The sequence below is a fragment of the Nocardioides lianchengensis genome, from assembly GCF_900101465.1.
Taxonomy (GTDB): Bacteria; Actinomycetota; Actinomycetes; order Propionibacteriales; family Nocardioidaceae; genus Nocardioides; species Nocardioides lianchengensis.
In genome coordinates this window covers 274,068-300,588 of record NZ_FMZM01000006.1, presented here as the reverse complement: position 1 = coordinate 300,588, position 26,521 = coordinate 274,068, and the positions used below count along the sequence as shown (strand labels likewise).

Below are 26,521 nucleotides of genomic sequence, written 5' to 3'. Positions count from 1 at the left end.
CCGGACTAGGGCCTTTCGGTTGTCGAGCTTGTCGAGACACCGGGGAGCTCGGCCCGCGGGCCGTTGGGTGCGGACATCCGCGCCGCGATCATCCGGTCGGCGACGTCCGCGACCTCGGCGTCGGGAAGTCGGTGGCCACCCTCGGCGGTGATGACCTGCACCACCGGGAAGATCCGTCGGGCCACGTCGGGCCCTCCGGTGGCGGAGTCGTCGTCGGCGGCGTCGTACAGGGCCTGGACGACCGTCATCACACAGTCAGCCTCGGAGAGGTCCTCGCGGTAGAGCTTCTTCAGCGCACCGCGTGCGAACAGCGAACCGGAGCCGACGGAGTGGAAGCCGTATTCCTCGTAGCGCCCGCCGGTCACGTCGTAGCTGAAGATCCGCCCGTGACCAGCCTTCAGGTCGTAACCGACGAACAGGGGGACGACGGCCAGCCCCTGCATGGCCATCCCGAGATTGCCGCGGATCAGCGCGGCGAGCCGGTTGGCCTTGCCGTCGAAGGAGAGCGTGGTGCCCTCGATCTTCTCGTAGTGTTCGAGCTCGGTCTGGAACAGGCGGACCATCTCGATCGCCAGACCGGCGGTGCCGGCGATGCCGACGGCGGAGAACTCGTCGGCCGGGAACACCTTCTCGATGTCGCGCTGGGCGATGATGTTGCCCATCGTGGCCCGCCGGTCCCCGGCGAGTACGACGCCGCCCGCGAAGGTCGCCGCGACGATGGTCGTGCCGTGCGGGGCGAGGTCGCCGGCGTTGCCCTGCGGCACCGCGCGCCGGCCCGGGAGCAGGTCGGGGGCCTGGTCGGAGACGAAGTCGGCGAAGGACGAGACGCCCGGCCGCAGGTAGGCGGCGGGCAGGCGCGGATCCGTCACTGGCCGCCCTTCTGGATGAACGACTTCACGAAGTCCTCGGCGTTGGTCTCGAGGACGTCGTCGATCTCGTCGAGCAGGTCGTCGACGTCGTTGTCGAGCGCCTCCTTGCGCTCGGCCACGTCGGTCTCGGGGGCCGTCTCCACGACCTCCTCGGTCTCGGAGTTCTTGCGCGGTTGCTTCTGCTCCTGTGCCATGACTCGACCCTATCCACTCAGCGGGTGAGAGCGGTGAACAACTCCTCGGCCGTCTCACTGCGGTCGAGGAGCTCGCCGACGTGCGCCTTGCTGCCGCGCAGCGGGTCGATGGTGGGCACCCGCTGCAGGGACTCGCGACCGGGCAGGTCGAAGATCACCGAGTCCCACGAAGCGGCGGCGACGTGCTCGGCGTACTTCTCCAGGCACCGGCCGCGGAAGTACGCCCGGGTGTCGGTGGGCGGGTCGTGCATCGCCGCGGTGACGGAGGCATCGTCGAGAAGTCGCTCGATCCGGCCGCTGGCCACGAGCTTGTTGTAGAGGCCCTTCTCGGGGCGGATGTCGGAGTACTGAACGTCGATCATCTGCAGCTTCGCGTCGTCCCAGTCGAGCCCGTCGCGGTCGCGGTACTGCTGGAGCAGGTTCAGCTTCGCGACCCAGTCCAGCTCGCGGGCCAGCGACATCGGGTCGCGCTCCAACCTGTCCAGGACCGACTCCCAGCGGGTCAGGACGTCGACGGTCTGCGCGTCGGCGTCGGCGCCGTACCGGTCCTCGACGTACTTCTTGGCCAGGTCGAGGTATTCGAGCTGCAGCTGGACGGCGGTCAGCTTCCGACCGTCCTGGAGCGTCACGGTCTCGCGCAGGGTCGGGTCGTGCGAGACCGCCCGCAGCGCCGAGACCGGACCGTCGACGGACAGGTCGACCGAGATGAACCGGTCCTCGATCATTGCGAGCACGAGGGAGGTGGTGCCGACCTTCAGGTACGTCGACACCTCGGCGAGGTTGGCGTCGCCGATGATGACGTGCAGCCGGCGGTACTTCTCGGGGTCCGCGTGCGGCTCGTCGCGAGTGTTGATGATCGGGCGCTTGAGCGTCGTCTCCAGACCGACCTCGACCTCGAAGTAGTCGGCCCGCTGACTGAGCTGGAACCCGTGCGCACGGCCGTCCTGACCGATGCCGACCCGGCCCGACCCCGTCACGACCTGGCGGGAGACGAAGAAGGGCGTCAGGTGCCTGACGATCTCGGCGAACGGCGTCGAGCGGCGCATCAGGTAGTTCTCGTGGGAGCCGTAGGACGCGCCCTTGTTGTCGGTGTTGTTCTTGTACATCAGGATCGGCGCGCCCCCGGGCAGCTGGGCGGCCCGGCGCTGGGCGTCGAGCATGACCTGCTCCCCCGCCTTGTCCCATCGGACGATGTCGAGGGGCGTGGTCACCTCGGGCGTGGAGTACTCCGGGTGCGCGTGGTCGACGTACAGGCGGGCGCCGTTGGTGAGGATGACGTTGGCCAGGCCGAGGTCCTCGTCGGTGAGCTGGCTCGGATCGGCGACCTGCCGGGCCATGTCGAAACCGCGGGCGTCGCGCAGCGGCGACTCCTCCTCGAAGTCCCACCGGGCGCGGCGGGCCCGGACGGTCGCGGACGCGTAGGCGTTCACGACCTGCGACGAGGCCACCATCGGGTTCGCCAGCGGCTGGCCCTGCACGGTGATGCCGTACTCGACCTCCGTCCCCATGACGCGGCGCACACTCATGATGGTGAGACTACGTGCCCGCGACAGGTTGGCCGAGGGGTCCCGCGGGTAGGACCGCCGCCATGTGGCTGAAGCTGATGGTCCTGGGCGCGCTGCTGCTGGGAGCATCGGAGCTCACGGCGTCGATCGGGTACGACGAGCAAGCCGCCGAGGTGCGCGCTCTGCGGGACTCTGGCGGCGTCGAGACCACCGGAGCGCTGGTCGACACCTTCGAGCGGGAGCGGACCCGCGGGGGCCGACGGAACCGGTCGACGTACACCGTGGTGTGCGGTGTCTACGCCTACCGGGTCGCCGGCGAGGACTACACGCACCGCGAGTACGACCAGTGCGACGAGGACGCCGTCCCTGACACCCTTGCCCTCCTCTACGACGCCTCGCGGCCCGGCGACGTCCACAACAACACCGACGAGTGGCTCGCCAGCCAGGATCGGCAGTCGGCGTCCGTGTGGTGGTTCCGGATCGGCGGTGGGGTGCTGGTCGGGCTCGGCCTGGTCGTGCTCGGATTCCGGATCCGGCGGCGGTTCGCCTCGCCTAGGCTGACTACGTGAATGCTGATTGGTCACAAACGTCACGGTCGGCCGCCCCGTGAATGCCGATTGGTCACAATCAGCACCGGCCACCACCGCGGCGGACGCGCTCGGATTGACCTACGAGGTCACCGCACACGGCGCGGTCCGGTCCCTGGAGGAGGCAGCCGCGGCTCGCGGGATCTCTCCGCACCAGCTCCTGAAGACCATGGTCGTGCGGGTGGCCGACGGCGACCACCGGTTCGTCCTGGTCCCCGGGGACCGCGAGATCGCCTGGCCCAAGCTGCGGGCCCTGCTGGGCGTCAACCGCCTGTCGATGCCCAGCGCGGAGGCGGCGCACGAGGTGACCGGCTACGTGCGCGGGACGATCACGCCGCTGGGAAGCCGGGCGGCGCTGCCGGTCATCGCCGACGCCTCGATCGCCGGCCCGGTCTCGATCGGCGCCGGCGCGCACGGGGTCGGGCTCAACGTCGATGCCGCTGAGCTGCTCGCGGTGCTGGACGCCACGGTCGCGGACGTGACGGAGCCCGCCACCTGATCGGTGGTGGGCTCCGTCGTACGACGTCGGGTCGGTCGTCGGGCTAGAGGTACTGACCCGTGTTGGCGACCGTGTCGATCGACCGGCCCGGCTCGGTGCCCTGCTTGCCGGTGATGAGCGTGCGGATGAACACGATCCGCTCGCCCTTCTTGCCGGAGATGCGGGCCCAGTCGTCCGGGTTGGTGGTGTTCGGGAGGTCCTCGTTCTCCTTGAACTCGTCGACGCACGCCTGCAGCAGGTGGGCGACCCTCAGGCCGCGCTGGTCGTGGTCGAGGAAGTCCTTGATGGCCATCTTCTTGGCCCGGTCGACGATGTTCTGGATCATCGCGCCGGAGTTGAAGTCCTTGAAGTAGAGGACCTCCTTGTCACCGTTGGCGTAGGTGACCTCGAGGAAGCGGTTCTCCTCGGTCTCGGTGTACATCCGCTCGACCGTGGCGCGGATCATCCCCGCGACTGTGGCGTCTCGGTCGTGACCGAACTCGGCGAGGTCGTCGGTGTGAAGCGGCAGCGAGGTCGTGAGGTACTTGCTGAAGATGTCGCGTGCCGACTCCGCGTCGGGGCGCTCGATTTTGATCTTCACGTCGAGGCGGCCGGGCCGCAGGATCGCGGGATCGATCATGTCCTCACGGTTGGAAGCGCCGATGACCAGCACGTTCTCCAGCAGCTCGACGCCGTCGATCTCGCTGAGCAGCTGGGGGACGATGGTGTTCTCGACGTCCGAGGAGACCCCGGAGCCGCGCGTGCGGAACAGGGAGTCCATCTCGTCGAAGAACACGATCACGGGGGTGCCGCTGCTCGCCTTCTCACGCGCCCGCTGGAAGACCAGACGGATGTGCCGCTCGGTCTCGCCGACGTACTTGTTGAGCAGCTCGGGGCCCTTGATATTGAGGAAGTACGACTTCCCCTCCTGGCCGGTCTTGGCCGCGACCTTCTTGGCCAGGCTGTTCGCGACGGCCTTGGCGATCAGGGTCTTGCCGCAGCCGGGAGGACCGTAGAGCAGAACGCCCTTCGGCGGCTTCAGCTCGTGCTCCTTGAACAGCTCGGGGTGCAGGTAGGGAAGCTCGACCGCGTCCTGGATCTGCTCGATCTGGCCGCGCAGACCGCCGATCGACTCGTAGGCGATGTCGGGAACCTCCTCGAGGACCAGCTCCTCGACCTCCGACTTCGGCACCTTCTCGTAGACGTAGCCGGCCCGCGAGTCGAGCAGCAGCGAGTCGCCCGCCCGGATGGTATCGGTGCGCAGCGGCTCCGCGAGGCGTACGACGCGCTCCTCGTCGGCGTTCGCGATGACCAGGGCACGCTCGCCGTCGGCGAGCAGCTCCTTGAACATCACCACCTCGCCGACCTCCTCGTAGTCGAGGGCGGCGACGACGTTGAGCGCCTCGTTGAGCATCACCTCCTGCCCCCGGCGCAGGGTGTCGAGCTCGACGCTGGGGCTGACGTTGACCCGGAGCTTGCGCCCCCCGGTGAACACGTCGACCGAGTCGTCCTCGTTGCGCTGCAGGAAGGTGCCGAAGCCCGCCGGCGGCTGCGCCAGGCGGTCGACCTCCTCCTTCAGCTTCATGATCTGGTCGCGGGCCTCGCGCAGTGTCTGGGCGAGGCGTTCGTTCTGGCTCGTCACCGCCGCGAGGGACCGTTGCGCGTCCGCCAGGCGGAGCTCGAGGCCGCGTGATCCGCCGGGGCCGTCGGAGAGCCGACGGCGAAGATCGCCTACCTCGGCCTCCAGGAACCGCACCTGGTTGAGGAGCTCCTCAGCGCTCGCGCCACCGGAGTTGGACTCTGTCCCGAACGGGCCGTCTGCAGTCATGTCAGCGCACCTCCTGTGTCCTGCGACCCTACCTGCGGGCGGGGACAACGGAAGGGGACTGTCCGCGGTGTAGGTCACGATTTGGCACCGGCTCGGATCGGCCGGTCGTGCTGATTGGTCACAATCGGCACGACCGACGGACCCGGGAATGCTGATTGGTCACAAACAGCAGGACCGGACCAGAGGCGGCCTCAGCCCTCGGCGGTCGGCTCGTCCTCGGGCACACCGGGCGGCTTCGGGCCGGTGTAGTCGGGACCGTAGGCACCAGGGGCCGGCCGCCGCTTCTTCAGCGGCGGTCGCTGGCCGGGCGCCATCCGGCGGGCGGTGACGAGGAAGGCGGTGTGGCCGATCATCTTGTGCCCGGGCCGGACTGCGAGCCCCTCGACGTGCCAGTCGCGCACGAGCGACTCCCACGGCTGGGGTTCGGTGAATCCTCCGTGCAGGCGCACGGTCTCGACGAAGCGCGAGAGCTGGGTCGTGGTGGCGACGTAGGCGCACACGATGCCCCCGGGGCGCAGCGCGTCGGCGGCGGCGTCGAGGCATTCCCAGGGGGCGAGCATGTCGAGGATGATCCGGTCGACCCGCTCCCCCGAGGCGGGCAGCGCCTCGGCCAGGTCGCCGAGGGTGAGGTCCCAGGCCGGGTGGTCGCCGCCGAAGAACTGGGTGACGTTCTTGCGGGCGACGTCGGCGAACTCCTCGCGACGCTCGTACGACGACACGCGACCGAACGGGCCGACCGCGCGCAGCAGCGAGCAGGTCAGCGCACCGGACCCGACGCCGGCCTCGACCACGTGGGCGCCGGGGAAGATGTCGGCCATCGCCACGATCTGGGCCGCGTCCTTGGGGTAGACCACGGCCGCGCCACGAGGCATCGAGACCACGAACTCGGACAGTAGCGGCCGGAAGATGAGGTACTCGCCGCCGGCCGACGAGACCAGGGTGAAGCCCTCCTCGCGGCCGATGATGTCGTCGTGCTCGAGGTGGCCGCGGTTCGAGAAGAACCGCTTGCCCGGGACGAGCTCGAAGTTGTGGCGCCGTCCCTTCTGGTCGACCAGGCGCACCCACTCACCGACCCGGAGGGGGCCGCGGTGGACGCCCGACCAGGCGTCGGGGGAAACGTCGGGATCAGCAGGCTCGGACACGACGGAGAAGACTAGTGCGCCGCCTCGCGGAACGCCCGATCGACGTCGGAGGTCGCGAGGACGCCGTACACGCTGCCGTCGTCCTCGACCAGGAGGTACTCGGCGGCGGGGGTCCGGTTGATGGCCGTCACCAGTGCCTCGCCGCCGATCCCGACGGGCAGGCGCAGGCCGGGGTCCAGGGTCCTGGCGACCGACGACACGGGGATCCACGGCCGCCGGTCCTCGGGCGTGGCGAGCAGGGCGGCCTCGTTGACCAGGCCGACGGCCTCCCCGGTGGCGGTGACCGTCACGATCCCGCCGGCCTGGGCATCCTGCGCGCGCCGTACGGCCTCGGCGAGCGGGAGGTCGGCCGGTACGGCGAGAGTACGGCGGGCGAGGTCGCGGGCCACCAGCGCCGGAAGGCGGCGGCGGACCTTGGCGCTGGTGATCGCCGCGGTGGCGCCGGACCACAGGAACATGGCGACGATCAGGGCGAGAGCGAAGTCGAGGAGGTCGGGAGCGACGCCGAACAGCGGCTCCTGCAGCAGGGGGTAGGCCAGGGCCGCGACGGCAGTGACCCGGCCGCCCCAACCCGCGACGAGCGTGCCGCGGTGCTGGTCGCCGGTGGCGCCCCAGACGACCGCCTTGAGGACCCGACCGCCGTCGAGGGGCAGGCCGGGCACCAGGTTGAGCACGCCCACCAGGAGGTTGGCACCGGCGAGGCCCTGCAGGCCGAGGAGGATGAGGCCCTCCGGCTCGGTGAAGAGGGCGAGGAAAGCGGCGCCGCCGACGGCGAGCGAGGTCAGCGGGCCCACCACCGCGATCCAGAACTCCTGGCGCGGGGCCCGCGACTCCCCCTCGACGGCGGTCATGCCGCCGAGGAAGTGCAGCGTGATGGAGGTGACCGGGAAGCCCAGCCGGCGGGCGACCACGGCGTGCGAGGCCTCGTGCAGCAGGACCGAGAGGTAGAGGATCACCGCGAAGGCGAAGCCGGCGACGTACTTGCCGGCGCCCAGGCCCGGGGAGACCTGCTCGACCCGCGGCGCCATGATGAAGGCGATCAGCCCGGCGACCAGGAACCAGGACGAGGTGACCAGGACGTCGCTGCCGGCGATGGTCCCGATCTTGAACGTCCCGGGCGGGCGCGGCTGCTGGTCCGACACCTGATGAGGCTATCCGACCGGCGGCCCGGGACTGTCCATGGTGTCGCCTAGGGTTCCGCAGATGAGCGTGGAGCAGGAGTCCCCGGCCGAGCGGGTCTCGACGCCAGTGGACGGCGTCGACGTCCTGGGCGCGCTCTCGCCCAGCCGGGCCGGGGACTTCCTCACCTGCCCGCTGCTCTACCGCTTCCGCACGGTCGACCGGCTGCCCGAGCCGTACTCGGTCGACGCCGTCCGCGGCACCCTCGTCCACCAGGTCCTCGAGGACCTCTTCGACCTGCCTGCGGAGCGCCGTACGCCGGAGGCGGCCGGCGAGATGCTGGTGCCGACCTGGGAGCGGATCGTCGAGGCCGAGCCAGACATCGCCTCGATGTTCGGCGACGAGGGCGCCGACGTGACGAGTTGGCTGACGTCGTGCCGGACCGTCCTGGAGCGCTACTTCACCCTGGAGGACCCCCAGCGGCTCGAGCCGGCGGAGCGCGAGGTCTACGTCGAGAGCGTGCTCGACTCGAAGCTGTTGCTGCGCGGGTTCGTCGACCGGATCGACGTCGCGCCCGACGGCGCCGTCCGCCTGGTCGACTACAAGACGGGTCGGGCCCCGGGGCCGGGCTTCGAGGCCAAGGCGCTGTTCCAGATGCGGTTCTACGCGCTCGTCGTGTGGCGCACCCGCGGGGTGGTGCCCGCGATGCTGCAGCTGCTCTACCTCGGTGACGGCGAGATCATCCGCTACGTCCCCGACGAGCAGGACCTCCTCGCGACCGAGCGCAAGGTCGAGGCGATCTGGCGGGCCATCCGCACCGCCCAGGAGACCGGCGAGTGGCTGCCGCACCGCAGCCGGCTGTGCGGGTGGTGCGCCCACCAGGCGATCTGCCCCGAGTTCGGGGGCACGCCCCCGCCGCTCCCACGCCCGGAGGAGCAGGCTCAGACCTGAGTGCGGGCGAAGAGCATCAGGTAGCCGCACCGCTCGCAGCGGTCCGCCTCGATCATGAACCGCTGCTTGCCCATCACTCGTGCGCCACCGAAGATGCCGCGCTCCAGCGGACCCGGGATCCAGCGGGCGTAGCCCTGCGACGCCTGACCGGCGTCCTCGACGAACCCGGGGTGGAACGTCTCGGCCCCGCAGGCCGGGCAGGCGGGCTGCGGCGGGGTGCTCGGGACCGACTCGTAGGTGCTCATGGGCCCACCCTTCCCCGGATCCCGGCGCCTTGACCTCAGGCGCTGGAGGTTCCGCAGACTGGTCGCCATGAGCGAGATCCTCACGATCCAGCAGACGGCCCGTCGTACCGGGCTCTCGGTGCCGACGTTGCGCTACTACGAGGAGGTCGGCCTGCTCGACGCGGTCCCGCGCGGCTCCACCAGCGGCCACCGGCAGTACGACGACGCCACCGTCCAGGCCGCGGAGGCGCTGGCCTGCCTGCGGGCGACCGGCATGGGGATCGAGGACATGCGCCGCTACCGGGAGCATATGGCCCGTGGCGACGCGGCGGCCGCCGACCAGCGGGCGCTCTTCGCGCAGCACGTCGACCGGGTGACCGAGGAGATCGCCGCACTGGAGGTACGCCGGTCCTACCTGCAGCAGAAGGTGGCGCTCTGGTCGGCACGGGAGACCGGAGACGCCGCCGCCGAGGCCCGCGCCGTGGAGCAGCTGGTCGACCTGGCGGACCGGCTGTGAGCGCCCTGATCCTGGTCACCGGCGGGAACGGCTACCTCGGACGCCACGTGACAGCGGCCCTCCTGCAGGAGGGGTACGACGTCCGCGTGACCGTCCGCAGCGCCGCCCGGGCCACCGGCCTCGACCCTCGCGTCGAGGTGGTCGAGGCCGATCTGACCCGCGACGAGGGCTGGACCGCAGCGGTGGCGGGATGCCGGTTCGTCCAGCACGTGGCCTCGCCCTTCCCCGCCGTACAGCCGCACGATCCCGACGAGGTCATCGGGCCGGCCCGCGACGGTGTGCTGCGCGTCCTGCGGGCGGCCCGCTCGGCCGCCGTCGAGCGGGTGGTGCTGACGTCGTCCTTCGCGGCGATCGGCTACCCGGTACGGGCCGGACACCGCTACTCCGAGGCCGACTGGACCGACCCGACCCCGGACCTGGAGCCCTACGTCCGGTCCAAGGCCATCGCCGAGCGCGCCGCGTGGGACCTGGTCGACGAGGGCGGCCCGGCGCTCGTCGTGCTGAACCCCACCGGGATCTTCGGCCCCGTCCTCGGCGCGGACATCGGGACGTCGGCCGGGATCGTGCAGGCGATGCTGGCCGGGCGGCTTCGCGAGGCACCGAGGGTCGGGTTCGGCATCGTCGACGTCCGCGACGTCGCCGCCGCCCACGTGCAGGCCCTGACGGCACCCGATGCCGTCGGACAGCGGTTCCTGCTGACGGCGGGGCCGATCACGATGCTGGGGATCGCCCACGTGCTGCGGGCACGGCTCGGGGACGCGGCGAGCGCCGTACCGACACGGGAGGCCGAAGGCCCCGACCCCGTGCTCCCGGACATGGACACCACGCGGGCCCGCGCCGTGCTGGGCTTCGACCCGCGACCGGTCGCCGACACGATCGAGGACACCGCGCGCAGCCTGGCTCTCTGAGACGATCCGTGGGTGCGTCGGCTCCGCAGGTACTCGTTCGGCACGCTCGTGCTGTCCCTCGTCGCAGCGGTCCTCGCTGCGCTGCTCGTCGTCCTGACCACCATCGGCGGGTACGACGACTGGGCCGACGGCTCGACCGTCGCCTTCGACGGTCGGGAGCACGAGGTCGAACTCCCCCGCGGCGCGACCGTCCTGGTCTGGGAGTGGGCCGGGAACGCCAGCCCGGACTGCGGCGTACGGGATGCGGCATCGGGAGCCGACCTCGCTCTGCGGCCCGTGGACGGGTGGGAGCGCCCCGGTGGATCCATGCCGTACGTCGCCGAGACGGCCTTCACCAGTCCCGGGCGGGTGAGCGTCCGGTGCGAGCGGACGTCGTACGAAGGTGCCCTGCACGTGGAGCAGCGGCCGCTGCTCCCGGGACCGGTCCACCTGTTCGTCGTACCCCTGGCCCTCGGAGTCGTGGCGCTCCTGGCCGGTCTCGTCGCGGTGGGCGCGACGCTGGTCGGGCGGCGCTCAGGGCAGCCGGAGCCGGCCCAGGTCGGCAGCCGCTAGCCCCACCAGCGAGTCGCGGAAGACCCGCCGCGGCCCGTCGAGCACCGGAACGTGGTTCTCGACAACCAGGACGGTGCAGCCGGCCGCCTCGGCCGACTTGGCGCCGGTGTTGGAGTCCTCGATCGCGACGCAGTCCTCGGGACGTACGCCGAGGGCCGCCGCGGCCGTGAGGTAGGGCTCGGGGTGCGGCTTGCCGAACTCGACCTGGTCGCCGGTGACGATCACGCGGAACGTCTCGGGCGGCAGCTGGGCCAGGATCGGCGCCACGAATCGCTCGTAGGACATCGTCACGAGCGCGCAGCGCACGCCCGCCTCGCCCAGGGTCAGCAGCAGTTCGCGCGCGCCCGGGCGCCACGGCACCTCGTCGCTCACCCGCGCCACCACGCCGTCGAGCAGTCGCTCGACGATCTCCTCCGGCTCCAGGGGCAGCGGCATGTGCTCGCGGATGTAGCGGCCGGACTCCAGCAGGTCGCTGCCCACCAGGTTCATCGCGTGTGCCTCGGACCAGGTACCGCCGTACTCCGCCGCCAGGGCGTACTCGGTCTCGATCCAGTACGGCTCGGTGTCGACGAGGGTGCCGTCCATGTCCCAGAGGACCGCGGCCGGAAGGTTCTCCGGTTCTGCTGTTTGTGACCAATCAGCAGAACCGGGCCGGTCGGGATTGCCGTTTGTGACCAAACGGCGTTCCCCGGCCCCGGCGGCGTCGGGCGTCGGCTCAGTCATCGGGGTCGTAGCCCAGGTTCGGCGAGAGCCACTTCTCGGCCTCGGCGAGCGACCAGCCCTTGCGCTCGGCGTACGACGCGACCTGGTCGCGGGCGAGCCGGCCGACGACGAAGTACTGGGAGTCGGGGTGGCCGAAGTACCAGCCACTGACCGAGGCGCCGGGCCACATGGCCATCGACTCGGTGAGCTCGATGCCGGTCGTGGTCGACACGTCGAGCAGCTCCCACAGGGTCTGCTTCTCGGTGTGGTCCGGGCAGGCGGGGTAGCCGGGGGCGGGGCGGATGCCGGAGTACCTCTCAGCGATCAGGTCCGCGTTGGACAGCTGCTCGTCGGAGACGTGACCCCAGAACTCGGTGCGGACCCGCTGGTGCAGGCGCTCGGCGAACGCTTCGGCGAGCCGGTCCGCGAGGGACTCGATCAGGATCGCGTTGTAGTCGTCGAGGTCGTCCTTGAACGCCTGGACCCGCTCGGGCAGACCGATGCCGGCCGTGACCGCGAACGCGCCGACGTGGTCGGCCAGCCCGGTCGAGGCGGGCGCGACGTAGTCGCCGAGCGAGCGGTTGGGGATGCCCTCGCGGTGCTTGCCCTGCTGGCGCAGGTGGTGCAGCCGGGTGAGCTCGTCAGTGCGGTCGTCGCTGGTGTAGACGATCGTGTCGTCGCCGTCGGCAGCGGCCGGGAAGAAGCCGAACACCCCGCGAGCCGTCAGCCACTTCTCGTCGACGATCCGGTCCAGCATGGCCTGGGCGTCGTCGTACAGCTTGCGGGCGGTCTCACCCGACGTCGGGCTGTTGAGGATGTCGGGGAACTTCCCCTTCATCTCCCACGCGTTGAAGAACGGCTGCCAGTCGATGTACTCGCGCAGCTCGGCGATGTCGTAGTCCGCGAGGACGTGGACGCCGGGCTCGCGGGGCGCGACCGGGGTGTACGACGACCAGTCGATCGGCGTCGCGTTGGCGACGGCGTCGGCGTACGACAGCTGCGGTCGGTCGCTCTTGGCGGCGTGCCGGGTGCGCAGCGAGTCGTAGTCGTCCTTGAGGTCGGCGAGCAGCTTGACCCGCCGGGTCTCGTGGAGCAGCGCTGCGGCGGTCGGCACGGAGCGCGAGGCGTCCTTGACCCAGACCACGGGGCCGTCGTACTTGGGGTCGACCTTGACGGCCGTGTGGGCGCGCGAGGTCGTCGCGCCGCCGATCAGCAGCGGGATCTCGAGCCCGAGACGCTGCATCTCGGTCGCCATCGTGACCATCTCGTCGAGCGACGGGGTGATCAGGCCGGACAGGCCGATGATGTCGGCGCCGACCTCCTGGGCGGTGTCGAGGATCTTCTGGGCCGGCACCATCACGCCGAGGTCGATGACCTCGTAGTTGTTGCACTGCAGGACCACGCCGACGATGTTCTTGCCGATGTCGTGGACGTCGCCCTTCACGGTCGCCATCACGATGGTCCCGTTGGTCTCCTTGGCCGTGGCCAGGGCGGGGTTGTCGAGCTTCTCCTGCTCGATGTACGGGATCAGGTAGGCGACGGCCTTCTTCATGACCCGGGCCGACTTCACGACCTGGGGCAGGAACATCTTGCCGGCCCCGAAGAGGTCGCCGACGACGTCCATCCCGGACATCAGGGGGCCCTCGATCACCTCGATCGGGCGACCGCCGCGCTCGGCGATCTCCTGGCGCAGCTCCTCGGTGTCGGCCTCGACGTGTGCGTCGATGCCCTTCACCAGGGCGTGCGTGATCCGCTCGCCCACCGGCAGGGAGCGCCACTCCTCGGCCGCGGCCTCGACGACCTCGCCCTGCTTGTTGTGGGCCTCGGCGATCTCCAGCAGCCGCTCGGCCGCGTCGGGACGCCGGTTGAGGATCACGTCCTCGATCCGGTCCCGGAGCTCCGGCTCGACCTCGGTGTAGGGCACCAGCGCACCGGCGTTGACGATGCCCATGTCGAGGCCGGCCTCGATCGCGTGGAACAGGAACACGGCGTGGATCGCCTCGCGCACCGGGTTGTTGCCCCGGAACGAGAAGCTGACGTTCGAGATGCCGCCGCTGACCTTGGCGCCGGGCAGGTTCTGCTTGATCCAGCGGGTCGCCTCGATGAAGTCCAGGCCGTACGACGCGTGCTCCTCGATGCCGGTCGCGACGGCGAAGACGTTCGGGTCGAAGATGATGTCCTCGGCAGGGAAGCCGACCTCGTCGACCAGGATCCGGTAGGCGCGCTCGCAGATCGTCTTGCGACGCTCCAGGTTGTCGGCCTGGCCGTCCTCGTCGAAGGCCATCACGACCGCGGCGGCGCCGTACTTGCGCACCAGGGCCGCCTGCTCGCGGAACTTGTCCTCACCCTCCTTCATAGAGATCGAGTTCACGATGGCCTTGCCCTGGACGTTCTTCAGCCCGGCCTCGATGACCTCCCACTTGGAGGAGTCGATCATCAGCGGAACCCGGCTGATGTCCGGCTCACTGGCGATGAGCTTGGTGAAGCGGTCCATGGCCGCGACGCCGTCGATCATGCCCTCGTCCATGTTGACGTCGATGACCTGCGCGCCGTTCTCGACCTGCTGGGCGGCGATCGAGAGGCCGGTGTCGTAGTCGCCGGCCTTGATCAGGTTGCGGAACTTCGCGGAGCCCGTGATGTTGGTCCGCTCGCCGACGTTCACGAACAGGCTGCCGTCGTCGATCGTGAACGGCTCGAGGCCGGAGAGCCGCATGGCGGGCGCCACCTCGGCCGGCGTACGGCGGGTCTTGCCCTCGACGGACCGGGCGATCGCCGCGATGTGGTCGGGGGTGGTGCCGCAGCACCCGCCGACGATGTTCACGAACCCGGCGTCCGCGAACTCGCTCACGACCGCGGCGGTCTCGTCCGGGGACTCGTCGTACTCGCCGAAGGCGTTGGGGAGGCCGGCGTTCGGGTAGCAGGACACGAACGAGTCGGCGATCCGCGCCATCTCGGCGATGTAGGGGCGCATCTCCTTAGCGCCGAGCGCGCAGTTCAGGCCGACCGCGAGCGGGGCGACGTGACGCACGGAGCTCCAGAACGCCTCCGTGACCTGGCCGGACAGGGTGCGTCCGGAGGCGTCGGTGATGGTGCCGGAGATGATCACCGGCCAGCGGCGGCCGTACTCCTCGAACAGCGTCTCGACGGCGAAGATGGCCGCCTTCGCGTTGAGGGTGTCGAAGATCGTCTCGATCATGATCAGGTCGGCGCCGCCGTCGACGAGGCCCCGCGAGGCCTCGAGGTACGCCGCGACGAGCTGGTCGTAGGAGACGTTGCGCGCGCCCGGGTCGTTGACGTCGGGCGAGATCGACGCGGTCCGCGTGGTCGGGCCCAGGGCGCCCGCGACGTACCGGGGCCGGTCGGGAGTGGCGACCGCGTCGGCGGTCTCGCGGGCCAGGCGGGCGGCAGCGTGGTTGAGCTCGTAGGCGAGCTCGGCCATGCCGTAGTCGGCGAGGGAGACCGCGTTCGCGTTGAACGTGTTGGTCTCGATGATGTCGGCGCCGGCCTCGAGGTACTCGCGGTGGATGCCGCCGATGATGTCGGGCTGGGTCAGGGTCAACAGGTCGTTGTTGCCCTGGAGGTCGCTGGGCCAGTCGGCGAACCGCTCGCCCCGGTAGCCGGCCTCGTCGGGCCGGTCGCGCTGGATCGCCGTCCCCATCGCGCCGTCGAGGATCATGATCCGCTCGCGCAGGGCTGAGCCCAGCGCCTCGGTGCAGTCGGGACGCAGCTGCGGCTCGAACTCGCTCAACGGTGCTCCTCTCGGGGCCGGGCGGGGCGCCGGCCGTCGTCCAGCCTAGGAATCAGCGTCCGCAGGCTGGACAGCATTCCCAGATCGTGACACTTGGCGGACGACCCGTGGAAATCCCCGCGGCTGACTAGGCTGGTGCGGTGATCGAGATCGAAGATGCCCCGGACCTGATCGATCCCGTGGTGATCGCCGCCTTCGAGGGCTGGAACGACGCGGCCGACGTCGCGTCCTCCGTGGTGGACCACCTGATGGAGGTCTGGAACGCCCGCGTCGTCGGTGCCATCGATCCCGAGGATTTCTACGACTTCCAGGTGAACCGACCGGTCGTCGGCACCGACGAGAACGGCCACCGCCGCCTCACCTGGCCGAGCACCCAGATTGCGATCGCCTCTCCCCCGGACCTGGACCGCGACGTCATCCTGCTGCGCGGCATCGAACCCAACATGCGCTGGCGGCAGTTCTGCGCCGAGCTGCTGGCCGCGTGCGACGAGCTCGGCGGCGAGCTGGTCATCACCCTCGGGGCGCTGCTCGCCGACACCCCGCACACCCGCCCGATCCCGGTGACCGGCACCGCCACCGAGGTGGAGCTGGTCGACCGGCTGAAGCTCGAGCAGTCGACGTACGAGGGGCCGACCGGCATCGTCGGGGTCTTCCAGGACGCTTGTGTCCGCCTCGACATCCCCGCGGTGTCGTACTGGGCCGCGGTGCCCCACTACGTGGCCCAGCCGCCGTGCCCCAAGGCGACGCTGGCGCTGATCGGCCAGCTCGAGGACCTTCTCGAGGTGAGCATCCCGCTCGGTGACCTGCCGGAGGACGCCCGCGCCTGGGAGCGCGGCGTCGACGAGCTCGCCGAGGACGACGCCGACGTCGCCGACTACGTCCGCTCGCTCGAGGAGACCCGCGACACCACGGACCTGCCCGAGGCGTCCGGCGAGGCGATCGCGCGGGAGTTCGAGCGCTACCTGAAGCGGCGGCAGGACGAGGGCTGAGTCGGTCGGGTCCGCTGACTGCCGCCTCAGTGCGTCAGCCACACCTTCAGCACCACCACGACCCCGCTGAGCACCGCCAGCACGAGCCCCATCCAGAGGTCGGAGAGCCGACTGCGGCGTCCGGAGAACCGGCTGGTGACCATGCCGAGGCCGGCGAGGCGGACGACGACGACGCCGGCGGAGACGAGGACCGCGCCGGTCGGGGGCAGGTGACCGAGCCAGGCCACGAGCAGGATCAGGGCCGGCACCGAGCCGGACGAGGCGATCGGCAGGGCGTCGCGCAGCGAGCTCCGGTCCGGGGCGGCACCGCCCGCGGAGTGGTCCGCGCCGATCTGGTGGGCGACCAGGTGCGCGAGCACGTGGGCGAGGAAGGTGGTCGCCGTCGTGGCGATGACCACGAGCGCGGCGTGGCCGTCCTCGACGCTGTGCGGGGTGGTCGTGGCCAACGCGGCCAGGACCAGGATGTTGCCGTAGACGTACGCCGAGATGCGCTCCCGGACCCGTTCGAGCGCCAGCTCGCCGAGCTCCGGAGGAGGTGTGGGCACGGTCAGAGCGCGAGGCCGAGCGCCGCGTCGAGCACGGCGTGCACGGCGAGCGCCGCGTCGGGGTCGGTGGTGTCGGCGAGTCCGTCGGTGCCGAGGGTGGCGCGGACCCAGCCCTCGATCGCGGCGACGGCGCGCGGGGCGTCGAGGTCGTCGGCGACGGCGGCGAGCACCTCGGCGACCACGGGCGCTGCCGGGGCACCGGCGCCGAGGGCCAGCGCGCGGCGCCAGTCGGCGAGCGCGTCGACGGCGTCCCAGAGCTCGGCGTCGGTCCACTCCCAGTCGGAGCGGTAGTGGTGGCGCAGCAGCGCGAGGCGGATGGCCATCGGGTCGACGTCGCTGTTGCGCAGCGCCGAGACGAAGACCAGGTTGCCGCGCGACTTGGACATCTTCTCGCCGTCGTACGCGACCATGCCGGCGTGCGCGTAGACCTGCGCGAACGGCGTCCCGGGTACGGCGACCTGCGCGTGGCCGGCGCACATCTCGTGGTGCGGGAAGACCAGGTCGCTGCCGCCGCCCTGGACGTCGAACGCGCCGCCGAGGTGGTGCATCGCGATGGCCGCGCACTCGATGTGCCAGCCGGGTCGTCCGGGTCCGAACGGGCTGGGCCACGACGGCTCGCCCTCGCGCTCGCCGCGCCACAGCACGCAGTCGAGCGGGTCCTTCTTTCCGGGGGTGTCCGGGTCGCCGCCGCGCTCGGGGAAGATCCGGAGCATCTCCTCGCGGTCCAGGCCGGACTCGGCGCCGAACGCGGGGTCGGCGGTCACCGACATGTAGAGGTCGTTCTCGACGCGGTAGACGGCTCCGGCGGCCTGCAGCCGCTCGATCAGCTCCACCGCGAGCGGGATCGACTCGACTGCGCCGACGTAGTGCGCCGGCGGCAGCACGCGCAGCGCCGTCATGTCCTGGCGGAAGAGCTCGGTCTCGCGCTCGGCCAGCTCGACCCAGTCGACCTTGACCTTGGTGGCCCGCTCCAGCAGCGGGTCGTCGACGTCGGTGACGTTCTGGACGTAGGTGACGTCGTGGCCGGCGTGGCGCCAGGCCCGGTTGAGCAGGTCGAAGGCGAGGTACGTCGCGGCGTGGCCCAGGTGGGTGGCGTCGTACGGCGTGATGCCGCAGACGTAGAGCCGCGCGACCCCGTCGGGGCGGGTCGTGACCCGCCCTCCCGAGGCCGTGTCGTGGAGAGACACGGGCGGACCCGCCACCGGCAGGGTCGGGATCTCCGGGGAGGGCCAGGCACGCATGACGTGAACTCTAGAGGAGGCCGGTCAGAACGGCGGCCACGGGACCGCGGGGTACTCGCCCCGGGGGACGGGCATCACGCCGTGGTCGGCGAGCCGGCGGCAGCGCCGCCCGAACGCGTCGATCTCGCGGTCGGTCAGCAGCGGGGCGAGCGCGTCGCCGAGCGGCCCGCGGGCCGCGACCCCGAGGGCCCGCACCGCCTCGACCTCGTCGTCGCTCAGCGGCTCCCCCAGCCAGCCCCACAGCACCGTCCGCAGCTTGTGCTCGGCGTGGAACGCGATGCCGTGGTCGACGCCGTAGCGGTGTCCCCCGGCCATCTCCAGCACGTGCCCGCCCTTGCGGTCGGCGTTGTTGACCACGACGTCGAAGACGGCCATCCGGCGCAACGGGGCCGAGTCCTCGTGCACGAGCGAGACGGGCAGGTCGCGCCCGTCGATGCCGTCGAAGACGTGCCGCCACCCGTCCGGCACCTGCCCCTCGGGCACGAGCGTCACGGCCTCCTGGGCGGCGTCGACCTCCTGCCAGCACTGGACCATCCCCGGTCCGTGCGGGCCGTCGCGCAGCCAGGTCTGCGGGACGACGTCCCAGCCGAGCTCCTCGGAGACGAGGTACGCCGCCCGCTCGCGACCGGCCAGGTCGCCGTCGGGGAAGTCCCACAGGGGCCGCTCCCCCGCCACCGGCTTGTAGACGACCTGCGTCTCGCCGATGGACCCGAGGAAGGTGGCGTTCGAGGCGGGCATGATCCGCCCGCCGAGGACCAGCTCCCCCTCGAGCAGGTCCGGGCTCGCGTCCCTCACGGGTCCCGTCTGCGGAAGCCGTTGGCGCGCACGCAGAGGTGCCCGTCAGGATCGATCGGGTTGCCGCAGAACGGGCAGCTGGGGCGACCCGCCTCGAGCACCTGCTCGCTGCGCTTGACGAAGGCCCGCGCCGCCCCCGGCGGGAGCCGGACGACGAGGACCTCCTCCGGGTCCGGCTCGATGATGTCCTCGTCGAGCTGGTCGGGGCTGACCACGGCCGCCTCGCTGAACGGGAACACCTCGATCACGACGCGCTCGTCGGCGGGGTCCCAGGACAGCGTCATGGTGCCGGCGCGGAACTCCTCCTCGATCGGCTGCTCGAGGGGCGCGGTGTCGTCGAGGCCGAGCGGCGCGACGGCCGGGATCACCGACTCGTGGTCCTCGCTCGACAGCACGTCGTCGAGGAGCTCGTCGACGCGCTCGGCCAGGGCGGCGACCTGCTGCTTCTCCAGCGACACGCTGACGAGCCGGGCGCCGCTGCGGGCCTGCAGGAAGAAGGTGCGGGACCCGGGCGGGCCGACCGTGCCGGTGACGAAGCGCTCCGGCGGGTCGAAGCCGTGGACGAGGGGCATGCCACTCACCCTAGGACGTCGCCCCAGAGGCGGGAACAGGACCGGCCCCGCCGCCCACGGCGGCGTCGGTGGTACGACGGCCGCGGCCCTTGCGGGTCGGCTTGGGCGGCACCAGCCAGCCCAGGTCACCCGCGTGGGTGTTGGTGGCCAGCACGTAGGGCCGCGACTCGGTGTAGCGGACGATCGAGACCGACGCGGGGTCAACGTTGATCCGCTGGAACAGATCGAGGTGCATCCCGAGCGCGTCGGCCAGCACCGACTTGATGATGTCGCCGTGGCTGACCGCCACCCACACCGCGCCCGGCCCGTGCTCGGCCTCGAACGCGGCGTCGAGGCGTCGTACGGCGGCGACCGACCGGGCCTGCATGGTGGTCATCGACTCGCCGCCGGGGAACGTCGCGGCCGACGGCTGGGCCTGCACGACGCTCCAGAGCTTCTCCTTGGCCAGCTCGCGCAGCGGGCGGCCCTGCCACTCGCCGTAGTCGCACTCGGTGATCCCGCGCTCGACCAGGGTCGCCGGCTCGCCCGTCTGCTGCTCCAGCAGCGCGCGTGCGGTCTGACGGCAGCGCTCCAGCGGGCTGGTGACCACGGCGGTGAGGGGGACGACGGCGAGCCGCTCCCCCGTCCGCGCCGCCTGCCCCCGCCCGGTCTCGTCGAGCTTCACACCGGCGGTGCGCCCGGCGAGCACTCCCGAGGCGTTCGCGGTGGTCCGACCGTGCCGGACCAGGATGACCGTTGCCATGTCGCGGACTGTAGCCGGACCGTCCCGGCGCTAGCGTGGCCCCGTGATCGTCGACAGCGCCCTCTACCGGGGCGGCACCCGTGTCGACCTCGACTGCGCTCCCCACGAGTTCGACAAGCTCCGCGCCGGTGTCGAGAGCCCCGGCGACTTCGTCTGGCTGGGCCTCTACCGGCCCAGCGAGCACGAGCTCAGCGAGGTCGCGGAGGCCTTCGGGCTGCACCCGCTCGCCGTCGAGGACGCCGTCCAGGCCCACCAGCGCCCCAAGCTCGAGAAGTACGCCGACAGTCTGTTCCTGGTCCTCAAGACGCTTTGGTACGTCGACGAGGACGACGCCGTCGAGACCGGCGAGATCAACATCTTCCTCGGCCGCGACTTCGTCGTGACCGTCCGGCACGGCCGCGGCTCCCAGCTCCGCAGCGCCCGTAGCCAGCTCGAGGCCCAGCCCGAGCTGCTCACGCACGGCCCCGGCTCGGTCATGTACGCCGTCTGCGACACCGTGGTGGACGGCTACCTCGACGTCGTCCGCGAGCTCGAGATCGACGTCGACGAGGTCGAGACCTCCGTCTTCTCGCCCGAGCGCACCAAGGACTCCGCCCGGATCTACACCCTCAAGCGCGAGCTCGCCGAGGTACGACGGGCCGTGCAGCCGCTGCGCGAGCCGATGCGCCGGCTCTCCAGCGGCGAGGTGCCCGCCGTACCCGCGGAGGCCCGGCCCTTCTTCCGCGACGTCCTCGACCACCTCACCCAGGCCAACGAGGTCGGCGACAGCCTGGAGACCCTGCTCTCGTCGGCCTTCGAGGCGCACCTGGCCCAGATCTCGGTCCAGCAGAACGACGACATGCGCAAGATCTCGGCCGGCGCCGCGCTGGTCGTCGTCCCCACCCTGATCGCCGGGATCTACGGCATGAACTTCGAGCACATGCCCGAGCTCGGTTGGACCCTCGGCTACCCCTTCGCCCTGCTGCTCATGGGCGCGGTGGCGGGCGGGCTGTGGGTGCTGTTCAAGCGGTCCGGCTGGCTCTAGGTCAGGCGTCCAGCGTGAAGCTGGCGACGTCGGCGCGCAGCTCGGCGGCCATCGAGGCCAGCTCGGCGATCGCGGTCAGCGTCTGGTTGACCGCCTGCGTCGTGCCCTCGGCCGCGGTCGCGACACCCGAGATGTTGGTCGCGATCTCCCCGGAGCCGGTGGAGGCCTCGGCGACGTTGCGGGACATCTCGTTGGTCGTGGCGGTCTGCTCCTCGACCGCCGCGGCGATGGTGTTCTGGTAGTCGTTGATGCTGGTGATGATCTCGGCGATCTCACCGATCGCCACGACGGCACCGGAGGTGTCGGCCTGGATCGCCTCCACCCGCTTGGCGATGTCCTCGGTCGCCCGGGCGGTCTCCTGGGCCAGCTCCTTGACCTCGTTGGCCACGACCGCGAAGCCCTTGCCGGCCTCACCGGCGCGAGCGGCCTCGATGGTCGCGTTCAGGGCCAGCAGGTTGGTCTGCTCCGCGATCGAGGTGATCGTCTTGACGACCGCGCCGATCTCCTGGCTGGACGTGCCGAGCTTGGCGACGGTCTCGTTGGTGACCTCCACGGTGGTGACGGCCTCGGCCGCGACCCGGGCGGCCTCGTTGGCGGAGTGGGCGATCTCGCGGATCGAGGCGCCCATCTCCTCCGCACCGGCGGCGACGGTCCCGACGTTGCGCGACACCTCGTCCGCGGCACCGGACACCACACCGGCCTGGACGGACGTCTCCTCCGCACCCGCGGCGATCTGGTGCGACGAGGCCGACAGCTCCTCCGACGCGCCGGCGACGGCGTCCGCGGAGCCCGCGACCTTGCCGACGATCGCCGCGACGGCGACCCGCGCCTCCTCGTACGACGCGGCCATCTCGCCCACCTCGTCCCGGGTCCGCACCTCGGCCCGGGCGGTCAGGTCCCCGGCCGCGAAGGCGTGCAGAGCCCGTCGTACGACGTCGAGACCGCGGACGATCCGGCCCGCGGAGAAGAGGGCGAACGCCGCGACGATCAGCGCGCCGAGCGCCAGCACGAGGAAGACCAGCCGCTGGGCGGCGCCGGCGGCGTCCACCGACTCCTCGGTGAGGGCGTCGGTCCGCTCGAGGACGCTGGTCACCATGGTCCCGGTGAGCTCCACGATCTCGCCGTAGATGGCGTAGACCTGGTCGAGGATCAGCTGGTCGCCGCGGTCCACGGCGGCGGCGGTGCCGACACGGTAGGCCTCGACGACCTGGTCGTCGGCCGCGAAGAACTGGTCCCAGAGCGCGCTGATCCGGTCGAACTGCTCCCGCTCCCCCGCGCTCATCACCTCGGTCGGCATCGCGTCCAGCTGCTCCCGGAGGCCGGCCACGCTGGTGAGGAAGCCGGCCCGGTTCGCCGACTTCGGGTCGATCGCCACCGACGGCGAGAGCCGGCGGACGTCCCACGCGTAGCCGAGCTGCCAGCCGGTGACGTCGGCGTTGTAGAAGTTGACCTCCTTGACCGCGGCCACCAGGCCCTGCAGCTCCTGGACGTCGCGGGCGTGGCTCTCCGAGGAGCGGGCGTTCTGGATGCCGATGACGCCGACCAGCAGCGCCGCGACGACACCGACGGCGCCGACGCAGAGGATCTTGCCGCGCACGCCGAGGCGCGCGGCGCCGGTCAGGGCAGGCCGAGAGGAGGTCATGCCCGGGGCATCGGCCGGCGCCACCCGGACCTGAGTGCGATCAGGCGTTCAGGACTCCGGTCGCGACCAGCACCAGGACCAGCGCGCCGAGGGCGACGCGGTAGAGCACGAACGGCGTGTACGACTTCGTGGAGACGTAGCGCAGCAGCCAGGCGATCGCGGCGTACCCGACGACGAACGAGATGACCGTGGCGACGATGGTCGGGCCCCAGCCGTAGGTGTTGTCGCCGTGCGGGATCTCCTTGAGCTCGAAGAGGCCGGCGCCGACGACGGCCGGGATGGCCAGCAGGAACGCGTAGCGGGTGGCGGCCTCCCGCTCGTAGCCGAGGAACCGGCCCATCGAGATCGTGGCGCCCGAGCGCGAGACCCCGGGGACGAGCGCGCAGGCCTGCGCCACGCCCATGAGGACGGCGTCGCGGAGCGTGATCTGCTTGATCTGCTTGTTGCTCCGGCTGACCCGGTCGGCGATGCCGAGGATCACCCCGAGCACGATCAGCGTCGTCCCGATGATCCACAGGCTGCGGAAGTCCTGCTCGATCACGTCCTTCAGCGCGACGCCGAGCAGCACGATCGGCAGCGAGCCGATGATGATGAACCAGCCCATCCGGGCGTCGAGGTGCCCGCGGTACTCCGGCCTCACCAGGCTCTTGAGCCAGGTCGACCCGATCCGCCAGATGTCCTCGCGGAAGTAGATGAGCACCGCCAGCTCGGTCCCGATCTGGATGACGGCGGTGAACGCCGCGCCCGGGTCACCCCAGCCGAACATCTCCGGGAAGATCCGGAGGTGCGCGCTGCTGGAGATCGGCAGGAACTCGGTCAGGCCCTGGATGGTGCCGAGCACGACGGCCTCGAAGAAGTCCCACACGGGAGGCGATCCTACGGACGCCGACCGGCGTTCGGTGGGCGAGCCGTCGACTGAGGGTGTGGTGTTGCCTACTACCTTGTCGCCATGCAGCACAGGTCGTTGGGCGCCACAGGGCTCCGGGTGTCCCGTCTCGGTCTCGGGACGATGACGTGGGGACGTGACACGGACGAGCACGAGGCCCGCGACCAGCTGGTCGCCTTCACCGAGGCGGGCGGCACCCTCCTGGACACCGCGGCCGGTTACGGCAACGGCGCGTCCGAGGAGCTGATCGGCAGCCTCCTCGGCGACGTGGTCGGCCGCGACGACGTCGTCCTGGCCACCAAGGCCGGCATCAGCGGCACCCGCGGCGGCGGCCGGGCGTACGACGTCTCGCGCGGCCACCTGCTGCGGACCCTCGATGCCTCGCTGCGCCGGCTCGGCGTCGAGCACGTCGACCTGTGGCAGGTGCACATCTGGTCCGACGACGTACCGCTCGAGGAGACGCTGACCGCTCTCGACCTCGCGGTCACGTCCGGGCGGGCGTCGTACGTCGGGATCTCCAACTACTCCGGGTGGCAGACGGCCCAGGCCGCCACCTGGCAGCGCGCCGTCCCGGGCCGGGCGGTGCTGGCCTCGACGCAGGTGGAGTACTCGCTGCTCAGCCGGCACGTCGAGCACGAGGTGCTGCCCGCCTGCGCCGCGCTCGGCCTCGGCGTGCTGCCGTGGTCCCCGCTGGGCCGGGGTGTGCTGACCGGCAAGTACCGCTCCGGCACCCCGTCGGACTCGCGCGCCGCCTCGCGCCACTTCGCCTCGTTCGTCGGCACCTACCTCACCGACCGGTCCGCAGGCATCGTGGAGGCCGTCGCACGCGCGGCCGAGGGCCTGGGCTGGACCCCCCTGGAGGTCGCCCTGGTCTGGGTGCGCGACCGGCCCGGCGTCACCGCACCGATCGTGGGCGCGCGCACCGCCGCCCAGTTGCAGGGAGCCCTCAGCGTCGAGGACCTGACCCTGCCGGCCGAGATCGTCGACGCGCTCGACGACGTCAGTGGTCCGGATCTCGCCTAGCGGGATCTTGTGGAGGGGGTAGGCATGTCACGTGCACACCGTCAGGCGCCCGGTCGGGGCGTGGAGTGGGAGTTCGACAAGGTCACGTTCTCGCGGGAGTTCCCCCGCGGCGTGGTCACGAAGCTGCTGGTCGAGCGCGCCGAGCACGGCGGGTGGGAGCTCGACCGGGTCCGGATCGGCGCCGACGGCGTACGACGGGTGATCCTGCGGCGGAAGATCATCCGCGCCGTCCGCACCGCCTGAGTTCGCTGTTTGTGACCAAACGGCGCCATGTGAGCGCTCACATGGTGCCGTTTGGTCACAAACGGCGAACCCCACCAGCCCGCGTCCGTGCCCCTCAGACGTCGTCGAGGAACCGGTCGAACACGCGCGCACCGAACTCGAGCGCATCGACGGGCACCCGCTCGTCGACGCCGTGGAAGAGCGCGGTGAAGTCGAGCTCGGCCGGGAGCTTCAGCGGCGCGAAGCCGTAGGAGCGCATGCCCAGCCTGCGGAAGTGCTTGGCGTCGGTGCCGCCGCTCATGAGGTACGGCGCGATGATCGCCTCGGGGTCCTCGGCCAGGATCGAGCGGTGCATGGCGCCGACCAGGTCGCCGTCGTACGGCGTCTCCCAGGGCTGCTGGTGGGACAGGTGCTCGATCTCGATCCCCTCGCCGACCAGCTCGGCCAGGGTCGCGAAGAACTCGTCCTCGAAGCCCGGCAGGAACCGGCCGTCCACGTGGGCGGTGGCCTCGGTCGGGATGACGTTGACCTTGTAGCCGGCGCTGAGCATCGTCGGGTTGGTGGTGTTGCTGATGACGGCGCCGAGCATCCGTGCCGCGCCCCCGAACTCCTCGATGAGGGCGGGGGCGTTCTCGGGGGTGGCCTCCACCCCGGCCAGCTCGCCGACCGACGCGAGGAGCACCTCCATCGTGGGCGTCAGCCGGACCGGCCACTGGTAGGCGCCGATCCGGGCGACCGCAGCGGTCAGCCGGGAGACGGCGTTGTCGGTGTTGAGCATCGATCCATGGCCGGCTCGGCCCCGGGCGGTGAGCCGCATCCAGGCCATGCCCTTCTCGGCGGCCTCGACGAGGTACATCCGGCGGCCGCGGACGGTGGTGCTGAACCCGCCGACCTCGCCGACCGCCTCGGTCACCCCCTCGAACTCGTCGGGGTGCTCGTCGACCAGCACCTGGGCGCCCTTGTGGCCGCCCGCCTCCTCGTCTGCGGTGAAGCAGAGCACGACCGGCCGCTCGGGCACCCGCCCGGCCCGCTGCCGGGCCCGTACGACGGACAGCAGCATCGCGTCGAAGTCCTTCATGTCGACGGCGCCGCGACCCCAGACGTACCCGTCCTGGATCTCGCCGCTGAACGGGTCGACCTGCCAGTCCTCGGCCGCGGCCGGGACGACGTCGAGGTGTCCGTGCAGCAGGAGCCCGTCCCCGCTCGTCCCGCCCCAGCGCGCGACGACCGACGTACGACCGGGCTCGGGCTCGTAGAGCCGCGACTCGATGCCGACCTCGTCGAGCAGCGTGGCGACGTACTCGGCGGCCTTGCGCTCCCCCGGACCGTCCTGGTCGCCGTAGTTGGAGGTGTCGATGCGGATCAGCTCGCGGCAGAGCTCGACCACCTCACCGGCGGGGTCCGGCGCGGCCTCGGGAACGTCGTTCGCGGGGGTGTTCGACATGGCCCCAGCATGTCACCCCGCCGGTGCCACCCCGATGCGGCGTTTCGGCCCACCCTTTGCTAGGTTTTCACC

General features: G+C 71.2%; 27 protein-coding genes. 10 read left to right on the top strand and 17 right to left on the bottom strand.

What is annotated here, in order from left to right:
* Positions 1-5: 5 nt before the first annotated feature.
* From prcB to dop, 3 genes are read right to left on the bottom strand one after another with little or no spacing between them, the layout of a single operon-like run.
* Positions 6-869 (bottom strand): proteasome subunit beta, encoded by an 864-nt coding sequence (gene prcB / locus BLT76_RS13120; RefSeq protein ID WP_090856474.1) that lies wholly within the window; start codon positions 867-869, stop codon positions 6-8.
* Positions 866-1,063, bottom strand: coding sequence for a ubiquitin-like protein Pup (locus BLT76_RS13115; protein WP_090856471.1), 198 nt, complete (start codon positions 1,061-1,063; stop codon positions 866-868). The genes prcB and BLT76_RS13115 overlap by 4 nt, the downstream gene beginning before the upstream one ends.
* Before the next feature lie 17 nt (positions 1,064-1,080).
* Positions 1,081-2,589 carry a depupylase/deamidase Dop gene (gene dop, locus BLT76_RS13110; RefSeq protein ID WP_090856468.1) on the bottom strand — a complete coding sequence of 503 codons (1,509 nt, stop codon included), beginning with the start codon at positions 2,587-2,589 and terminating at the stop codon, positions 1,081-1,083.
* 62 nt (positions 2,590-2,651) lie between these two features.
* Here dop and BLT76_RS13105 point away from each other — a divergent pair, with 62 nt between their 5' ends.
* Positions 2,652-3,137 (top strand): hypothetical protein, encoded by a 486-nt coding sequence (locus BLT76_RS13105; protein ID WP_090856464.1) that lies wholly within the window; start codon positions 2,652-2,654, stop codon positions 3,135-3,137.
* Positions 3,138-3,174: 37 nt separating this feature from the next.
* The gene (locus BLT76_RS13100; RefSeq protein ID WP_090856461.1) at positions 3,175-3,654 is read left to right on the top strand and encodes an aminoacyl-tRNA deacylase; all 480 of its coding nucleotides are present in this window, start codon (positions 3,175-3,177) and stop codon (positions 3,652-3,654) included.
* A 43-nt stretch (positions 3,655-3,697) separates the two neighbouring features.
* Here the strand turns inward: BLT76_RS13100 and arc are convergent, their stop codons facing one another.
* From arc to BLT76_RS13085, 3 genes are all read right to left on the bottom strand, one after another.
* Positions 3,698-5,461 carry a proteasome ATPase gene (gene arc, locus BLT76_RS13095; RefSeq protein ID WP_090856459.1) on the bottom strand — a complete coding sequence of 588 codons (1,764 nt, stop codon included), beginning with the start codon at positions 5,459-5,461 and terminating at the stop codon, positions 3,698-3,700.
* A 191-nt stretch (positions 5,462-5,652) separates the two neighbouring features.
* Entirely contained in the window at positions 5,653-6,603 is a 951-nt protein-coding gene (locus BLT76_RS13090) for a tRNA (adenine-N1)-methyltransferase (RefSeq protein WP_090856456.1), read from the bottom strand.
* Between the two features lie 11 nt (positions 6,604-6,614).
* The gene (locus BLT76_RS13085) at positions 6,615-7,745 is read right to left on the bottom strand and encodes a site-2 protease family protein (protein WP_244509389.1); all 1,131 of its coding nucleotides are present in this window, start codon (positions 7,743-7,745) and stop codon (positions 6,615-6,617) included.
* 61 nt (positions 7,746-7,806) lie between these two features.
* On the opposite strand from BLT76_RS13085, the gene BLT76_RS13080 reads away from it, so the two are divergent.
* Positions 7,807-8,673: a RecB family exonuclease gene (locus BLT76_RS13080; protein ID WP_090856453.1), complete on the top strand. Its 867-nt coding sequence runs from the start codon at positions 7,807-7,809 to the stop codon at positions 8,671-8,673.
* On the opposite strand, the gene BLT76_RS13075 is transcribed toward BLT76_RS13080, so the two are convergent.
* Positions 8,664-8,918, bottom strand: coding sequence for a hypothetical protein (locus tag BLT76_RS13075; protein WP_090856448.1), 255 nt, complete (start codon positions 8,916-8,918; stop codon positions 8,664-8,666). The two genes, BLT76_RS13080 and BLT76_RS13075, sit on opposite strands and share 10 nt — an antisense overlap.
* Positions 8,919-8,985: 67 nt before the next feature.
* Here BLT76_RS13075 and BLT76_RS13070 point away from each other — a divergent pair, with 67 nt between their 5' ends.
* Genes BLT76_RS13070 through BLT76_RS13060 form a run of 3 tightly spaced genes read left to right on the top strand, consistent with a single transcriptional unit; the run spans position 8,986 to position 10,874 of the window.
* Positions 8,986-9,414: a MerR family transcriptional regulator gene (locus BLT76_RS13070; protein ID WP_090856443.1), complete on the top strand. Its 429-nt coding sequence runs from the start codon at positions 8,986-8,988 to the stop codon at positions 9,412-9,414.
* Positions 9,411-10,322 (top strand): NAD-dependent epimerase/dehydratase family protein, encoded by a 912-nt coding sequence (locus BLT76_RS13065; protein WP_211752918.1) that lies wholly within the window; start codon positions 9,411-9,413, stop codon positions 10,320-10,322. Before BLT76_RS13070 ends, BLT76_RS13065 begins: the two co-directional genes overlap by 4 nt.
* 12 nt (positions 10,323-10,334) lie before the next feature.
* Positions 10,335-10,874 carry a hypothetical protein gene (locus BLT76_RS13060; protein WP_090856440.1) on the top strand — a complete coding sequence of 180 codons (540 nt, stop codon included), beginning with the start codon at positions 10,335-10,337 and terminating at the stop codon, positions 10,872-10,874.
* Here BLT76_RS13060 and BLT76_RS13055 read toward each other — a convergent pair.
* A complete protein-coding gene (locus tag BLT76_RS13055) occupies positions 10,836-11,552 on the bottom strand; it encodes an HAD family hydrolase (protein ID WP_257024364.1) in 717 nt (238 codons plus the stop codon). The genes BLT76_RS13060 and BLT76_RS13055 overlap by 39 nt on opposite strands.
* A 37-nt stretch (positions 11,553-11,589) precedes the next feature.
* Positions 11,590-15,324 (bottom strand): methionine synthase, encoded by a 3,735-nt coding sequence (gene metH, locus BLT76_RS13050; RefSeq protein WP_090856435.1) that lies wholly within the window; start codon positions 15,322-15,324, stop codon positions 11,590-11,592.
* Between the two features lie 140 nt (positions 15,325-15,464).
* On the opposite strand from metH, the gene BLT76_RS13045 reads away from it, so the two are divergent.
* On the top strand, positions 15,465-16,313 hold the full coding sequence (locus tag BLT76_RS13045) for a PAC2 family protein (protein ID WP_090856432.1): 849 nt from the start codon (positions 15,465-15,467) through the stop codon (positions 16,311-16,313).
* A 26-nt stretch (positions 16,314-16,339) separates the two neighbouring features.
* On the opposite strand, the gene BLT76_RS13040 is transcribed toward BLT76_RS13045, so the two are convergent.
* From BLT76_RS13040 to BLT76_RS13020, 5 genes are read right to left on the bottom strand one after another with little or no spacing between them, the layout of a single operon-like run.
* Positions 16,340-16,858, bottom strand: a complete 519-nt coding sequence (locus tag BLT76_RS13040) for a hypothetical protein (RefSeq protein ID WP_090856428.1) — start codon at positions 16,856-16,858, stop codon at positions 16,340-16,342.
* Positions 16,859-16,860: 2 nt separating this feature from the next.
* Entirely contained in the window at positions 16,861-18,099 is a 1,239-nt protein-coding gene (mshC, locus tag BLT76_RS13035; protein WP_090856425.1) for a cysteine--1-D-myo-inosityl 2-amino-2-deoxy-alpha-D-glucopyranoside ligase, read from the bottom strand.
* A gap of 24 nt (positions 18,100-18,123) precedes the next feature.
* The gene (locus tag BLT76_RS13030) at positions 18,124-18,894 is read right to left on the bottom strand and encodes an SCO1664 family protein (RefSeq protein ID WP_090856422.1); all 771 of its coding nucleotides are present in this window, start codon (positions 18,892-18,894) and stop codon (positions 18,124-18,126) included.
* Complete coding sequence (locus tag BLT76_RS13025) at positions 18,891-19,466, bottom strand: DUF3090 domain-containing protein (RefSeq protein WP_090856419.1); 576 nt, start codon at positions 19,464-19,466, stop codon at positions 18,891-18,893. Before BLT76_RS13025 ends, BLT76_RS13030 begins: the two co-directional genes overlap by 4 nt.
* 10 nt (positions 19,467-19,476) lie before the next feature.
* Positions 19,477-20,208: a histidine phosphatase family protein gene (locus tag BLT76_RS13020; protein ID WP_090856416.1), complete on the bottom strand. Its 732-nt coding sequence runs from the start codon at positions 20,206-20,208 to the stop codon at positions 19,477-19,479.
* Between the two features lie 43 nt (positions 20,209-20,251).
* Here BLT76_RS13020 and corA point away from each other — a divergent pair, with 43 nt between their 5' ends.
* Positions 20,252-21,232, top strand: a complete 981-nt coding sequence (gene corA / locus BLT76_RS13015) for a magnesium/cobalt transporter CorA (RefSeq protein WP_090856413.1) — start codon at positions 20,252-20,254, stop codon at positions 21,230-21,232.
* Between the two features lies 1 nt (position 21,233).
* On the opposite strand, the gene BLT76_RS13010 is transcribed toward corA, so the two are convergent.
* Together BLT76_RS13010 and BLT76_RS13005 are read right to left on the bottom strand one after the other, a co-directional pair.
* Complete coding sequence (locus BLT76_RS13010; protein ID WP_090856410.1) at positions 21,234-22,874, bottom strand: methyl-accepting chemotaxis protein; 1,641 nt, start codon at positions 22,872-22,874, stop codon at positions 21,234-21,236.
* Positions 22,875-22,914: 40 nt separating this feature from the next.
* Positions 22,915-23,739, bottom strand: coding sequence for an undecaprenyl-diphosphate phosphatase (locus BLT76_RS13005; RefSeq protein ID WP_090856407.1), 825 nt, complete (start codon positions 23,737-23,739; stop codon positions 22,915-22,917).
* An 84-nt stretch (positions 23,740-23,823) separates the two neighbouring features.
* Between BLT76_RS13005 and BLT76_RS13000 the strand changes: the two genes are divergently transcribed.
* The gene (locus BLT76_RS13000) at positions 23,824-24,783 is read left to right on the top strand and encodes an aldo/keto reductase (RefSeq protein ID WP_090856404.1); all 960 of its coding nucleotides are present in this window, start codon (positions 23,824-23,826) and stop codon (positions 24,781-24,783) included.
* Between the two features lie 24 nt (positions 24,784-24,807).
* Complete coding sequence (locus BLT76_RS12995) at positions 24,808-25,026, top strand: DUF5703 family protein (protein ID WP_090856401.1); 219 nt, start codon at positions 24,808-24,810, stop codon at positions 25,024-25,026.
* A 94-nt stretch (positions 25,027-25,120) separates the two neighbouring features.
* On the opposite strand, the gene BLT76_RS12990 is transcribed toward BLT76_RS12995, so the two are convergent.
* The gene (locus BLT76_RS12990) at positions 25,121-26,449 is read right to left on the bottom strand and encodes a M20/M25/M40 family metallo-hydrolase (protein WP_090856398.1); all 1,329 of its coding nucleotides are present in this window, start codon (positions 26,447-26,449) and stop codon (positions 25,121-25,123) included.
* Positions 26,450-26,521 lie beyond the last annotated feature (72 nt).

What these genes read in the sequence shown, in the direction of transcription:
- BLT76_RS13115 (WP_090856471.1), bottom strand. Translation starts at nt 1,063, where the DNA reads ATGGCACAGGAGCAGAAGCAACCGCGCAAGAACTCCGAGACCGAGGAG.
- dop (WP_090856468.1), bottom strand. Translation starts at nt 2,589, where the DNA reads ATGAGTGTGCGCCGCGTCATGGGGACGGAGGTCGAGTACGGCATCACC.
- BLT76_RS13105 (WP_090856464.1), top strand. Translation starts at nt 2,652, where the DNA reads ATGTGGCTGAAGCTGATGGTCCTGGGCGCGCTGCTGCTGGGAGCATCG.
- arc (WP_090856459.1), bottom strand. Translation starts at nt 5,461, where the DNA reads ATGACTGCAGACGGCCCGTTCGGGACAGAGTCCAACTCCGGTGGCGCG.
- BLT76_RS13080 (WP_090856453.1), top strand. Translation starts at nt 7,807, where the DNA reads ATGAGCGTGGAGCAGGAGTCCCCGGCCGAGCGGGTCTCGACGCCAGTG.
- BLT76_RS13075 (WP_090856448.1), bottom strand. Translation starts at nt 8,918, where the DNA reads ATGAGCACCTACGAGTCGGTCCCGAGCACCCCGCCGCAGCCCGCCTGC.
- BLT76_RS13070 (WP_090856443.1), top strand. Translation starts at nt 8,986, where the DNA reads ATGAGCGAGATCCTCACGATCCAGCAGACGGCCCGTCGTACCGGGCTC.
- mshC (WP_090856425.1), bottom strand. Translation starts at nt 18,099, where the DNA reads ATGCGTGCCTGGCCCTCCCCGGAGATCCCGACCCTGCCGGTGGCGGGT.
- BLT76_RS13025 (WP_090856419.1), bottom strand. Translation starts at nt 19,466, where the DNA reads ATGCCCCTCGTCCACGGCTTCGACCCGCCGGAGCGCTTCGTCACCGGC.
- BLT76_RS13020 (WP_090856416.1), bottom strand. Translation starts at nt 20,208, where the DNA reads ATGGCAACGGTCATCCTGGTCCGGCACGGTCGGACCACCGCGAACGCC.
- BLT76_RS13010 (WP_090856410.1), bottom strand. Translation starts at nt 22,874, where the DNA reads ATGACCTCCTCTCGGCCTGCCCTGACCGGCGCCGCGCGCCTCGGCGTG.
- BLT76_RS13000 (WP_090856404.1), top strand. Translation starts at nt 23,824, where the DNA reads ATGCAGCACAGGTCGTTGGGCGCCACAGGGCTCCGGGTGTCCCGTCTC.
- BLT76_RS12995 (WP_090856401.1), top strand. Translation starts at nt 24,808, where the DNA reads ATGTCACGTGCACACCGTCAGGCGCCCGGTCGGGGCGTGGAGTGGGAG.
- BLT76_RS12990 (WP_090856398.1), bottom strand. Translation starts at nt 26,449, where the DNA reads ATGTCGAACACCCCCGCGAACGACGTTCCCGAGGCCGCGCCGGACCCC.